The organism is Spirochaetota bacterium, assembly GCA_017999915.1.
In the GTDB taxonomy this organism is placed as follows: Bacteria; Spirochaetota; UBA4802; order UBA4802; family UBA5550; genus RBG-16-49-21.
The window spans coordinates 1-14,518 of the sequence record JAGNKX010000023.1 but is presented as its reverse complement, the minus strand read 5'-3'; the positions used below and the strand labels follow the sequence as shown (position 1 = coordinate 14,518).

General features: G+C 57.2%; 9 protein-coding genes. All 9 read left to right on the top strand.

Annotation, left to right across the window (positions count from 1 at the left end; genetic code table 11):
- Nucleotide 1: 1 nt before the first annotated feature.
- The 9 genes from KA369_22870 to KA369_22830 all read left to right on the top strand — a co-directional run bounded on the left by KA369_22870 (nt 2) and on the right by KA369_22830 (nt 14,300).
- Complete coding sequence (locus KA369_22870) at nt 2-2,641, top strand: PAS domain S-box protein (protein MBP7738832.1); 2,640 nt, start codon at nt 2-4, stop codon at nt 2,639-2,641.
- 130 nt (nt 2,642-2,771) lie between these two features.
- Complete coding sequence (locus KA369_22865; protein MBP7738831.1) at nt 2,772-4,355, top strand: acyl--CoA ligase; 1,584 nt, start codon at nt 2,772-2,774, stop codon at nt 4,353-4,355.
- A gap of 210 nt (nt 4,356-4,565) precedes the next feature.
- On the top strand, nt 4,566-5,222 hold the full coding sequence (locus tag KA369_22860) for a response regulator transcription factor (GenBank protein ID MBP7738830.1): 657 nt from the start codon (nt 4,566-4,568) through the stop codon (nt 5,220-5,222).
- 218 nt (nt 5,223-5,440) lie between these two features.
- Entirely contained in the window at nt 5,441-7,387 is a 1,947-nt protein-coding gene (locus KA369_22855; protein MBP7738829.1) for a cache domain-containing protein, read from the top strand.
- A gap of 19 nt (nt 7,388-7,406) precedes the next feature.
- Entirely contained in the window at nt 7,407-8,525 is a 1,119-nt protein-coding gene (locus tag KA369_22850; GenBank protein MBP7738828.1) for a response regulator, read from the top strand.
- Nucleotides 8,512-8,886, top strand: coding sequence for a response regulator (locus KA369_22845; GenBank protein ID MBP7738827.1), 375 nt, complete (start codon nt 8,512-8,514; stop codon nt 8,884-8,886). The genes KA369_22850 and KA369_22845 overlap by 14 nt, the downstream gene beginning before the upstream one ends.
- Nucleotides 8,887-9,253: 367 nt before the next feature.
- A complete protein-coding gene (locus KA369_22840; GenBank protein ID MBP7738826.1) occupies nt 9,254-11,149 on the top strand; it encodes a GNAT family N-acetyltransferase in 1,896 nt (631 codons plus the stop codon).
- The gene (locus tag KA369_22835; GenBank protein MBP7738825.1) at nt 11,136-13,250 is read left to right on the top strand and encodes an acetate--CoA ligase family protein; all 2,115 of its coding nucleotides are present in this window, start codon (nt 11,136-11,138) and stop codon (nt 13,248-13,250) included. The genes KA369_22840 and KA369_22835 overlap by 14 nt, the downstream gene beginning before the upstream one ends.
- Before the next feature lie 12 nt (nt 13,251-13,262).
- Complete coding sequence (locus KA369_22830; GenBank protein MBP7738824.1) at nt 13,263-14,300, top strand: phosphotransacetylase family protein; 1,038 nt, start codon at nt 13,263-13,265, stop codon at nt 14,298-14,300.
- The last annotated feature ends 218 nt before the right edge of the window (nt 14,301-14,518 follow it).

Here is a 14,518-nt window from a genome sequence, read left to right as displayed (position 1 = left end):
GATGGACAGGATACAAGGCCGTTACAAGCTTATCATCATCTCTATCCTGGTTGTGTTCTGCCTGTCTCTCGTCACCGTTTTTTACGGCATTCTCCATGTCAATACCGTTATTACGCATTTTTTTTATATCCCCATCATTATGGCTTCCCTCTGGTGGGGCAGGAGGGGGATTGCGGTCGCGGTTTTCCTGGCGCTGTCCCTTGTCGCCGCCCACCTCCTCATGGCGCGCTACTATCCGACCGTCGACGATTATGTAAGGGCCTTCATGTTCATTGTCCTCTCCGTCGTGGTCGCCCTGCAGAGCGAGCGCATCAGTCGGACCCAGGAGCGCATGCGGCACTTCAACCTAGTGGTCCGGTCGATCCGCGACATCAACCACCTCATAACAAAGGAGAAGGACCTCCGAAAACTAATCGGCGGGATATGCGAAAAACTGATTAAGAACCGCAGCTATAATTACGCGTGGATAGCCCTGACCGATGAGAACTCGCGCATGGTGTGGACGGCCGAGGCCGGACTCGGCGAATCCTTCCGCCCCGTTGAAGAGATGCTCCAGAAAGGGACGATGCCCCTGTGCGCCCGCCGCTTCGATAGGGAGCCGGGCGTTATAAAGACCGGGGACCCGTCGGTTGATTGCGCAGGGTGTCCCCTTTCGTCGCTTTACGCCGAACAGGGAAAGATGACCATCGGCATCAATCCCGGCGGGCGCATCAGGGGGATCCTCTCCGTTTCCATCCCCGAAGACCTGATCGGGGACCACGATGAGCAGGTCCTGTTCGAGGAAATCGCCGACGACATCGAGTATGCCCTGGGCGGCATTGAGCTCCGTGACGAGCACGAGAACACCCTGGAGGAGTTCAAGGAAAGCGAAGAGCGGTTCCGCTCCATCATCGAGAACGCGCCCTTCGGCTATTACCGCGTCGACACGGGCGGTTTCTTCGAATACGTCAACCCGGAATGGGAGCGCATGCTCGGCATTTCGCGCGACGATATCATCGGGAGGCATTTCGGTGTCGTCCATCCCGGGGAGGGGAGGAGGCAGATGGAGAATGAGACCGGACGCGTCCTCCGGGGGGAGACAGTCCGGGGCGAGTTCGGCATGGTCCGCAAGGACGGCACCATGATCTACCAGACCTATTACAGCCAGCCCCTCTATCACCACGGCGGGATCGTGGGCGCTGAGGGGTTCCTCAATGACATCACCGAGCGGAAAAGCGCCGAGCTGGCGCTGCGGAGGAGCCGGCGCATGCTCTCCCAGATCATCGAGGGGAGCCCCATCCCCGCCTTCGTAATCGACGAGGAGCACCGCGTCACCCACTGGAACAGGGCCTGCGAGATACTCACCGGCTTTTCGTCGGAGGAAATGGTCGGGACGCGGCGCCAGTGGGAGCCCTTCTACCCCGAGAAGTTCCCCACCCTGGCCGACATCATCATATCCGACCGCCTGGGACAGGAAGGGGCGGGGCAGTTCGACGGAGAATTCAAAGAATCCCATGTCCTGGAAGACGCCAGGGTGGCGGAGCGGTTTTTCCCGTCCCTGGGGAAGCGCGGCAAGTGGCTCTCGATGACGGCGGCCGTCCTTCGGGAGGCCGAGGGGAACATCACTGGCGCCATCGAGACCATCCAGGACGTCACCGAGCGCAAAAAGGCGGAGGACGAAAAAATCAGGGCCTATACCGAGCTTGAGCAGATATTCAACTCCACGCCGGTGGGGATGCGCGTCATCGACCGGAACCACGTCATCCTACACCTGAACCGGCGCTTCATGGACATGTTCGACCTTGACGCGCGGCACTTTGCCCGGAGCGGCCAGGCCGACTGGGACCGGGAGATCCTCAAGGCCGACCGCGTGCTGATGAAGCGGATCCTGTCCGGTAAACGCTACGTGGAGTACGAGATCAGGACGGTCGTGAACGATGAAGAGGCCGTCTTCATCGTCCATGCGTCGCCCTACTTTTCCAAGGAAGGGAATGTCATCGGCATGATCGAGAACTTCACCAACATCACCGAGATGCGGAACCTCCAGAACGGCATCATGCGCATCGCCGAGATCGAGCGCCAACGCATCGGCCAGGACCTCCATGACGGCCTGGGGCAGAACCTCACGGCGGTCACCTTCCTCATCGAGGCGCTGAAGGAAAAGACGGCGGAGCGCTTCAAGGTGGGAATCCCGGATATCGAGAACATCGAGACCATGATCCGTGACGCCATCGTGCAGACGAGGAGCCTGTCGCGGATGCTGAGCCCCGTCGAGATGGAGAAGAACGGCCTCCGCTCCGCCCTGGACGAGATGGCGGCCTCGACGGAAAAAATCTTCCACGTATCGTGCAAGGTATACCAGGACGGCAATTTTTTCGTCAATGACAACCAGGCGGCCACGCACCTCTTTTACATTGCCCGGGAGGCGGTGACCAATTCCATCAAGCACGGAAAGGCCGGGAGCATTCACATTCATCTTGTCGCCAACAGCCAGATGCTCAGGATCGTGATACAGGACGACGGCGTGGGCGCCCATGAGAAGAAGAACACGGGCCTGGGCCTGCGCATCATGCGCTACCGCGCCGGTATCATCGGCGCCGATTTTCATGCCGGCAACCGCGAGCACGGCGGTTTCGAGGTCAGGGTGCAGATGAAGCCGTGACGGCCGCTCCTTTCCCGTGCTGCGATAAAAAAGTGATTGATAAGGGGCCGCGGATGGATTATTCGTCTCATGATCATGACGCCGCGGCCGGTGCGTCTGTCCGATACCCCGCGCCGGCCGGGGACGCGGCGTGAGTTCAAGGGGGAAGGCCATGGTCCTGGGCGATCTGCTGTTGAAACATGCGAAGGAGAATCCCTCCGCGGAAGCCATCGTGTTCAAGGAGGTGCGGCTGAACTACGGCACCTTCAACCGCGAATCGGACCGTATCGCCGCGGGACTGCTGAAGATGGGAATCTCAAAGGGGGACCGCATCGGGATATATCTCTCCAGCAGGCCCGAATTTCTCTTCATATACCTTGCCGCGGCCAAGATCGGCGCCATCGCGGTGCCCGTGAGCTGGCGCTTCACCCCGCCGGAGATCAAGTTCGTCATCAACGACGCGGGTATATCGCTTCTTTTCACCATGGCCGGCTTTTCCGGCATGGACTTCCTGAAAAACCTTGAACAGATACGGCCGGAGACCCCGTGCCTTAAGCATGTCGTGATCCTCGACGGGGGCGCTCCCGGCGCCGCCATGACCCCCTACGTGCACCTGCTGCGGGAGCCGGACCATTCCCTGCGCAAGGCGTCGGCGTCCGTGTCGCCGGATGACACGGTCCTCCTCCTGTACACGTCCGGCACCACGGGGGTGCCCAAGGCGGCCATGCTCACCCACGGCAACCTAATCGCCTATTCCGAGGGGATGATCTCCTCGTCCGGAGCGGAGAATGGCGATTCGGTGCTCCTCAACGTGCCCATGAACCACGTGGGGGGCGCGGTCATGGCCATGATGTGCTGCCTGTACCTGGGCAACAAGCTCGTGCTGATGGACGCCTTCGTGCCGGAGGAGACGCTGAAAACGATTGAACGGGAAAAGATAGCCGTTATCGGCCAGGTGCCGGCCCAGTACGCCCTGGAGCTCATCAACCCCATTGTCGGGAAGTGCGATTTCAGCTCCGTCAAGATCGCCCTGGTGTCCGGGCAGTCATGCCCGGCGGACCTGATCTCCCGGATCAGGGAGAGGATGGGGGTCCTGCCACGCAACGCCTACGGCCTCACCGAGGTGAGCGGCGCCATCACCTTCACGCGGCCCGATCACGGGGAGGAAAAGATACGGAACAGCGTTGGCCGTCCCATGGAAGGGATAACAATCGCCGTCATGGACGATAAGAACAACCCGCTCCCGGCAGGCAGCATCGGCGAAATCGCCGTGGCGGGCCCCACGGTGATGAAGGGCTACTGGAACAGGCCGGACGAGAACAGGAAGGCCTTTGACGAGAAGGGATTCTTCCGCACCGGCGACATGGGCATGATCGACGGGGAGGGATTCCTGGTCCTGAGCGGCAGGAAAAAGGAGATGTATATCCGCGGCGGCGAGAACGTGTATCCGCCGGAGGTGGAGGAGGCCATCGCGAAGCACCCCAACGTCATGATCTCGGCAGTGGTGGGGCGGCCTGACCCGGTCATGGGCGAGGTGGGGCGGGCCTATATCATCCCGAAGCCCGGCACGGCCATCACGCCGGAGGAGATCAAGGCCTTTCTCGCGGACAAGCTGGCCAAGTTCAAGATCCCCGAAGACATAATCTTCCGCAACAACCTGCCGGTTTCGCCCATAGGCAAGGTAAAGAAACTGGACCTGTACGAGGAGATCGGCAGGGAGTTTAAGATGAAATGATCCCACTAACATTATACATGGTGTGAAAATAGCAAAAACTTGGTATTGACTTGCACCTTGTCCGATAGTATTATAACCATGAAGATAGGTAACGGGCGTTTTCATGGGCTTTGACCCTCCCGTGGCAGGCGCCCGGAAATGGCGGTGCATAACGTGCAAGGGCAGTTGATTCCAGAATATGACGCAAAACCGAACATGTCAGAGAAATCGTTGGAACACAAGAAAATTCTGATCGTAGACGACCATCCCCTGCTGCGCCAGGGCATCAAGCAGGTCATCGAGATCGAAGAGGACCTGAAGGTCATCGGCGAGGCGTCGAGCGCCAACGAGGCCATCGATATGATCAACCGCGACAAACCGGATATTGCCATCGTGGACATCACCCTGGCCGGCAACGTGAGCGGCATCGAGCTGGTAAAGTCGATAAACGAGCGTTTTCCCGAGATCAAGTCGCTGGTCCTCACCATGCACGACGAGTCCCTCTATGCCGAGCGCGCCATACGGGCCGGCGCCCGGGGCTATATCATGAAAGAGGTGGCGTCGAAGAACATCATTAACGCCATCCGCACCATACTCAACGATGAGCTGTTTTTAAGCGAAAACATATCCAAGAAGATCATAGATAAGCTGGTACGGGGGTCGGCCGACACCATCGGCATATCCGTTGAGAACCTGAGCAACCGGGAATTCGAGATATTCCAGCTTATCGGGAACGGCTTCAGCACCAAGGAGATGGCGAAAAAGCTGAATCTTAGCATATACACGGTTGAAAGCCATAAAAAAAACATAAAAGAAAAGCTCAAGCTTAAGAATTCCTCCGACCTTGCCAAATACGCCATACAGTGGGTGATCATGCAGAATAAGTAGTCTCCCTATGGGGACGCGGGTCCCGGAGGCTCACACATTTTTTTCCCAGCCGCACGGTATCCTCATGAGCCGGACGATGTGCCCCTTGTTTTCCCTTGTCGTAACGTAAGTTTTCCCCGCTGAATCAATGATTTCTTGACAGGGCCGTGAAGCTTTGATTTATTGCTGATTAAGACGTCCGTGCGCATTCAATCCACTCATACTGAGGTTTGCAACTGATGAAAGTGCCTTTCAAGGCGAACATCAGCACCAAGCTTGTTATCAGCCTCATGTCAGTTGTAGCCATCAGCGGTATAAGCTCCATTTTGCTCAGCCGCTATCTCATCATCGACAACGTGGTTGGACAGGCCTATGAAGAGATGCAGAGCCACCTTAACACGGCCCGGCATATATACAATGAACGAATTCAGCTGATCAGCCTTTTCATCAACCACCTGTCATCCCTGGGGTATCTTCAAAGCGCCATCATCCAAAATAACCGTCCCCTGATGATAGAAAAGCTCAGGGAAGTGAAAAACGAGCTCGCCATAGATATCATGACGATTACCGACGGGACCGGCAGGGTCATTGCGCGCGCCAACAGTTTCGACGGCTACGGCGATGATATGAGCGGGGACCGCTTTGTCCGGTATGTCCTCGAGAATAAAAAACCGTGCTCCGGCACCGATATCATGGCAAGGGAATATCTCATCCGTGAAAGCAAAATGCTCGCGGACCGGGCGTTCATAAGGCTTTATCCCACGCCCCGTGCGCGTTCTCTCGACAAGGCCTATGAGTACAACGGCATGTGCCTGAAAGCCGCAGCCCCGGTGATGAGCGAAGGGCGGCTTGTGGGCGTGATCTACGGCGCGAAGCTGCTGAACAGGAACTATGAGCTGGTGGATGGGATCAAAAAGCTCCTCTTCAGGGACGAGCGTATAGGCGGTTTCGATATCGGCACCCTGACCATTTTCATGGACGATATAAGGATATCCACCAATGTAAAGATGGACGACGGCGGGAGGGCGGTGGGGACGCGGGTGTCGGAAGAGGTCTACCGGCAGGTATTTGAAAAAGGCAATGTGTGGCTTGACAAGGCCTTCGTGGTCAATAACTGGTACATTTCCGGCTACAGCCCGATCTATGACATCGACCGAAAAGTCATCGGCATACTCTATGTGGGCATCCTCGAGGAGAAATACAACAGGATTTCCCGCAACGCAACCATCTTTTCTCTCGTTGTCATCCTGGTGTCCGTGGGCGTCGCCGCGCTCCTGTCGATCTACCTGGTCCGGGGGATCATCACGCCGATCCGCCACCTGGTGTCAGCCTCACAGCAGATGGCCGATGGCGATTATACCAGGAAAATCGAGGTCATCTCCACCGATGAAATGGGGTACCTCTGCACGACATTCAACAGGATGATCGATGCCATCGCGGACCGGGACCGGAAGCTGAAAGAACGGACCGAAATGCAGGTGGCCCAATCGGAAAAACTGGCCTCCCTGGGACGACTCGCTTCGGGGATTGCCCATGAAATCAACAACCCGTTGACGGGTGTGCTGTCCTTCAGCCAATCCCTCTATGAAGAGATCAAGGATCCGGCGCACAGGGAAGATCTCAAGGTCATCATCGATGAGACCATGCGGTGCCGTGATATCGTCAGGGAAATTCTTGATTTCGCCCGTGAGACCAGGATCGATAAGAGACCGGGAAGCATAAACAGGGTTATTATAGACTCGTTCGCGATACTGGAAAAGCACGGCAATTTTAAGCATATAAAGATTAAAAAAGATTTGGCAGAAAATCTCCCGGAGATTAATATAGATGTCAATCAGATCAAATCCGTTTTCAACAACCTGGCGGTAAACGCGGCCGACGCGATGTATGACGGCGGCGAACTGACCGTGAAGACGAGGTTTGACCCGGCGGGCAATAAGATAATCGCCACGGTTTCCGATACGGGCATGGGCATAAAAAAGGAAGATCTTTCGAAAATTTACGATCCCTTTTTTACGACCAAGGAAACCGGCAAAGGGACCGGGCTGGGCCTGTCGGTCACCTACAGCATCATCCAGCGTCACAACGGGACTATCGGCGTGGAGAGCGCGGAGGGGAAGGGCACCGTGTTCACCATCGAGTTCCCCGTCGACGCGGGGGACGCCGCGGCGAAAGTCAACGAGTGATCACCATTTGAGGAGAGGCATGGATCCCACAACTAAAATACTCATCATCGACGACGAGGATATCGTTGTGAGAAGCTGCCTCAGGATCCTCAAAAACGACTCCTACGAGATAGACTCGGCCCGTTCCGGGGACGAGGGCCTCCGTCTCACTAAGGAAAAGGACTATGATATCGTCATTACGGACCTGAAAATGCCCGGTCTGACCGGCATGGATGTGCTGGCCACGCTGAGGAAGAACAAACCGGGGGTGACCGTCATCATTTTTACCGGTTACGCGACCGTGGAAAACGTCCGGGAGGCCCTCAAGATGGGCGCCTTTGACTACATTCCGAAGCCCTTCACCAACGAGGAACTCAGGTCCGTGGTTGACAACGCGGTGAAGTCCCGCGAGAAGAGCTCGGACGCCGACATGCTCGACCTGATGGCCATCGTTTCCCACGAGATGAAGAGCCCCGTATCGGCGGTTCACTCCACCGCGGAGACTTTATACCGGGGATACCTGGGGAACCTCGATTCGGAACAGCAGAAGACCGTTGAGAAGATCCTGCGCAACTGTCAGTACCTTGAGGACATCATCCGAAGCTACATCGACCTTTCGAAAATGGATATAGACAAACTTGAATCCTTCTCGCAGAACATCGACCTGGTCGCCGACGTCATCCAGCCGGTCATCGAGATACCGGAATACGCGGACAATCTGAAAAAAATGCCGATCCTCACCGAGTACGCGGTCAGGCCGCGGGTGAACGGCGACCCGAATCTCTTGAAGATCGTGGTGACCAATCTCGTCAATAACGCGATTAAGTACGGGAACGAGAAGACCCCGGTGAGGGTCAGCGTCACCGGGGAGAAGGACGCCGTACGGGTGTCGATACGGAACGAGGGCGTCGGGATATCCCGGGAGGATATGGATCAGCGCCTGTTCGAGAAGTTCGGCCGCCTCAAGCAAAAAGGAACCGAGGGCGTCAAGGGCTCGGGCCTCGGCCTTTACATATGCAGGAAGATCGTTGAAAAACATCACGGCCGGATATGGGTCGAATCAAAGGCGGGCGAGTATGCCGACTTCTGCTTCACCCTGGACAAAAAAAACGCGGCGCCAAGGGCGCATCTCAAGGAGGATTTTGATGCAGAACGATAAGCGTATCCTGATAATCGATGATGATCCTGATTTATTGTCGTCGCTGAAGATTACCCTGGAGTCAGCCGGTTACCGGGTCCTTGCCGCGGGAAGTGCCGCCGAGGGGGTAAAGCTTTTTACGGAAAACAATCCTGATCTGATCTTTTCCGATATCATGATGGAAAAGATTGATGCCGGAATACGCCTCGTCCGCGAAATCCGGGAAAAAAACAAGAAAGTCCCCATCTATCTCCTGAGCGATATCGGCAGGCTCACGGCCACCAACCTGGATATCCATGAGATCGGGGCAAGCGGGACGCTGCAGAAGCCCTTTGACCCGGATGAAGTGCTGCGAATCGTCCGGCAGAACGTCGGCGAATAGGCTTAACGGAATATTACAAGCACAAGATTCTCGCAGAGGCGCAGGGACGCAGAGGGGATAGGGTTTGATTGCGGCATGATAATCAAAGCTTTCTCTGCGATTTAGCGATTCTGCGAGAGGCCTTCTCCGCGAGAAACATTTTTTTATATTTTTTAATCCGAATCACTTTATCGCGGCGAGACATCTCCAGGTCGGCCGGGATGCTGGATAATCACATAATCACTATTGTATTAAATGAAATTGTTATTGCAATCTGACGGAATATGGTTTCTCCTGTGACCGTTATCGTTAGTCATATTTAATAAAAAAAGGGATGGTCGACGGATTACATTTTCTATACTTTAAACTATAAAAGGGAGGCGTCACCATGGCGGATCCCGTTGAAAACTGGAAGAGGAAGTATCCGAAGAAGTTCGCATTAGAAGAGGACATATTCAGCCATATCCACAGGGGCGAAAGGATATTCATCAGCACCGGCTGCGGCGAGCCGCAGTACCTGGTTCAGGCCCTTACCCGCTATGTCGGCTCAAACCCCAGGGCCTTTGCCGAAGCCCAGGTGATGCACGTGTGGACCCTCGGCGTCGCCCCCTACGCAGACCAGCAGTTCGACTATAATTTCAGGCACAACTCCTTTTTCATCGGCGATAACACCAGGAATTCCGTGAACACCGGCCTGGCCGACTACACGCCCATTTTTCTTTCCAATGTGCCGGGCCTGATGAGGAGCGGCCGCATCCATATCGACGTGGCCCTTATCCAGACCTCCCTGCCCGACGTGAACGGCTTCGTGAGCCTGGGCGTCAGCGTGGACATTTCCAAGGCGGCCATCGAAAAGGCGGGGATCATCATCGCGCAGATAAACGAGAAAATGCCGCGGGTGCACGGCGATTCGTTTATTAACATAAAGGACATCGATTTCGTCGTTCACCATGACGAGGAACTTCTCGAGTATTCGCCCAAGGTGCCGGGGAACACCGCCCAGGAGATCGGCAAGTACGTGTCCCGCATCGTGAGCGACGGGGACACGATACAGCTCGGGTACGGAAGCCTCCCCAACGCGATCCTGTACAACCTTAAGGACAAGCGGCACCTGGGGGTTCACACGGAGCTCCTCACCGACTCTATGGTCGAGTTCATCAGGGACGGGATCATCGACAATACCCGGAAGGTCGTCAACCGCGGCAAGACCGTCGCGGCGTTCTGCATGGGCTCGCGCCCGACCTACGAGTTCATTAACGACAACCCGCTGATCGATTTCCGCTCCATCGATTACACCAATGACCCCACGGTCATAGCCGCCATCGACAACATGACTGCCATCAACAGCGCTCTCCAGGTCGACCTGACCGGGCAGGCCACGGCGGAATCGATCGGGAGCACCTTCTACAGCGGGATCGGGGGGAGCGCCGATTTCATGAGGGGCGCGGTTCTCTCGAAGGGAGGCAAGAGCATCCTGGTGATGCAGTCCACGGCGCGGAACGGCGAGGTGTCCCGCATCGTGCCGTTCCTTGAAACCGGCGCCGGCGTCACCATGAACCGCGGCGACATCCATTACATCGTGACGGAATACGGCGTGAGCTACATCCACGGTAAAAACATCCGGGAGCGGGCCATGGACCTCATCGGCATCGCCCATCCCCGATTCAGGCCCTGGCTCATCGAGGAGGCGAAGCGCCTGAACCTGATCTACCGCGACCAGGCCTTCATTCCCGGGGAGAAGGGCGAGTACCCGGAGCACCTGGAGACGACGAGGCGCGCCAGGTCGGGCGTTAAGGTCTTCATGAGGCCGGTGAAGATCAGCGACGAGGACCTGGTGAAGGATTTCTTCTATTCGCTCTCGGACAAGAGCCTGCAGCGCCGCTTCATGACGGTGCACAAGGACATCCCCCACAAGATGCGGCAGAAATTCGTGGTGATCGATTACACGAAGGAGATGGTGATCCTGGCCTGCGTCACCAAGAACGACATGGAAGTGATCGTCGGCATAGGGCAGTACGTGAAATGGCATGACAAGAACTACGCGGACGTCGCCTTCGCCGTCCGGGACGATTATCAGAAAAAGGGTATCGGGACCGAGCTCCTTGATTACATTACCGTGCTGGCGAAGAACGAGGGCCTGCAGGGGTTCACGGCCGATGTCCTCGGCGAAAACAAGCCGATGCTCCATCTATTCGACAAGATGCATTACCAGGTCGAAAAAAGGATAGAGGACGGCGTGTATGAATACACCATAACATTCGGGGCTGGAAATGAAAACAAATAGCGGCAACATCCGGTACCTGTTTGAACCGCGCAGCATCGCCGTAATCGGCGCGTCGCGCGATACCGACAAGATCGGCTACAAGATCATGAATAATATCGTGTCGGGCGGATTCGGGGGCGCGGTCTATCCCGTCAATCCCCAGGGGGGCGAGATCCTGGGGCGCCCGGTGTTCAAAAGCGTGGAGGATATCCCCGGCGAGGTCGACATGGTCTCCATTGTCATACCGGTGAAGTTCGTCGTGGACTCGGTGGCGGCCTGCGCCAGGAAGGGCGTCAGGATTGCGCAGATAATTACGTCGGGCTTCGCCGAGACGGGCAATGTCGAGGAGGAGCGGAAGATCGTGGCCATTGCGCGGGACCATGACATGAGGGTGCTCGGGCCCAACATATTCGGCCTCTATTCGTCCGCGTCGTCTTTGAACTCGACTTTTTCCGCGACGGGCGTGCAGCCGGGGCGCGTGGCGATTCTCACCCAGAGCGGCGCCCTGGGGATAGCGCTGATCGGCAAGACCGCTGTGGAAAATATCGGCCTTTCGACCATCGTGTCGATCGGCAACAAGTGCGATATCGACGAGGCGGATCTTGTTGACTACCTCATCGGCCACGAGGAGACAGGGGTCATCCTGATGTACATCGAAGGGGTGAAGAACGGCGAGCGGCTCATCGGCGCGCTGATGAGGACCACGGACCGAAAGCCCGTGGTTGTTATAAAATCGGGACGGTCGAAGCGGGGCGCCATGGCGGCGGCCTCCCACACCGGCTCCCTGGCCGGGTCCGACGAGATCTTCGACGCAATCATGAAGCAGTGCGGCGTCATCCGCACGGACAGCATCGACGAGGCCTTTGACTGGTGCAAGTTCCTCGCCTTCACGCCGAGGCCGAAAGGCAACAGGAGCGTCATCATCACCAACGGGGGCGGCGTCGGCGTCATGGCCACGGACGCCTGCGAGCGCTACGGCATTGACCTCTACGACGACCAGGGCGAGCTCGCGAAATCCTTCGAGAAGGTGGTGCCGTCCTTCGGCTCCACCAAGAACCCGGTGGACCTGACCGGGGGCGCCGGCGCGAAGGACTATGACCTGGCCCTTACCGTGCCGACGAAAACGGCGGGCATGGACGCGACCATAGCCCTCTACTGCGAGACCGCCACCTTCGAATCGGCGGACCTGGTGCCGATGATTCGGGAAACGTACAAAAAACATGTCGACGCGGAAAAGCCGGTGTGCTACGCCATCGTCGGCGGCACGGCGGTCAACGACGCCATCATACGCCTGCGGAACGAGAACGTGCCGGTATACGGCGACGTGTACACGGCCGTCTCCTGCCTGGGGATGATGTACCGGTTCGAGCGCTCCCGGGCGGAGAAATCCGCGACGATCGAGGAGGCCGCGATAGACGTCGACGCCATCAACCGGATCATCGACGGGGCCCTGGCGGAGAAGCGCAATTTTCTCCTGGCCAGCGAGGGATCGGCGGTCATGCGGGCCGCCGGCGTGAGCATACCCCGGACGCAGGTGGCCCATTCGATCGAGCAGGCGGTGCGGTTCGCCGAGGAGATCGGCTACCCGCTGGTGCTCAAGGTGGTTTCCCGGGACATTCTGCACAAGAGCGACGCCGGGGGCGTGGCCCTCGATATCGACAACAAGGAAGAGGTCATGGACGCCTATGAGGCGATCATCCAGAACTGCCACGCCTATGACCCCAACGCGGTCATAGACGGCATCGAGGTGTGCGAGATGGTCTCCAAGGGAACGGAGATCATTGTGGGCGCTCGGCGGGACGCCTCCTTCGGCCCCATCGTCATGTGCGGCTTCGGCGGCATCTATGTTGAGGTCATGAAGGACGTGGCCTTCAGGGGATATCCCTTCAACCGCGCCGAGGCGATGAAGATGCTCAAGGAGCTGCGGTCGTTCCCGCTCCTCCTGGGCGTGCGCGGAGAGGCGCGGAAGGACATCGAGGGACTCATCGACGCCATGATAAAAGCCGGCACCATCATCCGGAAATGCCCGAGGGTGACCGATATCGAGATAAATCCCGTGGTCGTTTACGAGCAGGCGCGGGGCCACAAGGCGGTTGACAGCCGCATCCTGATTACAGGCTGAGGAGGAATGACGATGAAAAAGATAGTTATCGCTTCGATGCGCGAGGGCGCGGGCAAGACCAGCATGGTGGCCGGGATCTCCGCCGCCTCCGGCAAAAAGCTCGGATACATCAAGCCCCTGGGGGACCGCCTGGTGTACAAGCGGAAGAAGAACGTGGACCACGACGCCATGGTGGTGCTGAAGCTCCTGGGCATAGACGCCGAGCCGGACAGCATTTCCCTGGGATTCGCCCATTCGAAGCTCAGGTACAAGTACGACGAGCAGGGGACAAGGAAAGCACTGGCAGCCATGGCCGAATCGGCGGGAGCCGGCCGAGACGCCCTTCTGATCGAAGGGGGCCGCGACCTGGCCTGGGGCTCGTCGGTGAACCTGGATTCCCTTTCGGTGGCGCGCTCACTTTCTGCGCGGCTCGTTATGATCGCGAGCGGCGACGGGGACCGCGTTTCGGACGATCTGCGCTTTATAAAGGAATATATCGATACCTCAAAGGTCGATTTCGGCGGCGTCATCGTCAACAAGATACAGGATGTGGATGATTTCAAGAGCAGTTTCCTGCCCGCGATCGACAAGATGGGGATCACGGTCCTCGGCATCGTCCCTTTCAAGGAGCAGCTTACCAGCTTTACGATGAACTTTCTCGCCGACCGGTTCATCGCGCGGGTCATCGCCGGCGAAGAGGGGCTCGCCAACGTGGTGAAGCACATCTTCGTCGGCGCCATGTCGACGGACGAGTCGCTCCGCAATCCCCTCTTCAACAAGGAGCAGAAGCTCCTCATCACCAGCGGCGACCGGTGCGACATGATAATCGCGGCCCTTGACAGTGATACTGTGGGCGTTATCCTGACCAACAATATCGTGCCGCCTCCCAATATCATCAGCAAGGCAGCGGAAAAGAAGGTGCCGCTGCTGCTGGTTCCCTATGACACCTATGACGTGACGCGGCAGATGGACAATTTCGATGCTCTGCTCACGCAGGACAGCGCCGAGAAATTGAGACTCCTTGAACAGCTTGTCAGGGATTACGTCAATATTGACGCGGTCATAGGATAGGCGTTCGCTTGGAGCATCTCTCGCGGAGGCGCGGAGATTCGATCGTTTGCTAATCCCCTAACATCAATGACACTATGTATATAATCTCACCTGTATAAACCGGACAGATAGGTAACAGAATAAACCGGGCACATAGGTTACACATTATATTAGGGACATGGAGGAAAACCATGCCCTGGAGAATGGAGAAACCTATGGATCAAAAAATTAGAATGATA

What these genes read in the sequence shown, in the direction of transcription:
- KA369_22845 (MBP7738827.1), top strand. Translation starts at nt 8,512, where the DNA reads ATGCAGAACGATAAGCGTATCCTGATAATCGATGATGATCCTGATTTA.
- KA369_22830 (MBP7738824.1), top strand. Translation starts at nt 13,263, where the DNA reads ATGAAAAAGATAGTTATCGCTTCGATGCGCGAGGGCGCGGGCAAGACC.
- KA369_22850 (MBP7738828.1), top strand. Translation starts at nt 7,407, where the DNA reads ATGGATCCCACAACTAAAATACTCATCATCGACGACGAGGATATCGTT.
- KA369_22840 (MBP7738826.1), top strand. Translation starts at nt 9,254, where the DNA reads ATGGCGGATCCCGTTGAAAACTGGAAGAGGAAGTATCCGAAGAAGTTC.
- KA369_22870 (MBP7738832.1), top strand. Translation starts at nt 2, where the DNA reads ATGGACAGGATACAAGGCCGTTACAAGCTTATCATCATCTCTATCCTG.
- KA369_22835 (MBP7738825.1), top strand. Translation starts at nt 11,136, where the DNA reads ATGAAAACAAATAGCGGCAACATCCGGTACCTGTTTGAACCGCGCAGC.
- KA369_22855 (MBP7738829.1), top strand. Translation starts at nt 5,441, where the DNA reads ATGAAAGTGCCTTTCAAGGCGAACATCAGCACCAAGCTTGTTATCAGC.